At 40.6% G+C, this 441-nt stretch carries 1 protein-coding gene; it reads right to left on the reverse strand.

Translation table 11 applies throughout. The annotated features are described in order from the left end of the window. Positions 1-90: 90 nt before the first annotated feature. A partial coding sequence (locus LI164_RS15675) for a tyrosine-type recombinase/integrase (protein WP_227087381.1) occupies positions 91-441 on the reverse strand: 351 nt, incomplete at its 5' end.

Below are 441 nucleotides of genomic sequence, written 5' to 3' on the forward strand. Positions count from 1 at the left end.
GCATTTTGCTTTTGTGGTAAACCTCACATATCTAGGTCTATCTTCTTATATTTTCTCTATCAAACGTGGTTAAAATCGTGGTAAATACTTCTATGCAATTAGACGCTGAACCTCTGATTTTGCGGTATCTATGGACGCATGAGCGTACCAATTCATTGTGATACTAATGTTTGAATGCCCCATGATATACTGTAAATCTTTTGGGTTCATGTTCTTGCTTGCCAGCCTTGTGCAGAACGTATGGCGTAGCGTATGCGGTGTGATATGTGGCAAGGGATTGTCTTTGTGGTGCTTGTTGTATTTCTTTACCATACGGACAAATAAGGCGTTGTAATCAATCGCAACTTTTGGCTTGTCCTTATGATTGACAAATAGGAAATTGCCCCGTCCGTCTATCACAAATGGTTCTGCCTTTGGGCGTTTCTTCATAACCCGTTGAAA

The sequence above is a fragment of the Dorea sp. 210702-DFI.3.125 genome, assembly GCF_020560945.1.
In the GTDB taxonomy this organism is placed as follows: Bacteria; Bacillota; Clostridia; order Lachnospirales; family Lachnospiraceae; genus Dorea; species Dorea formicigenerans.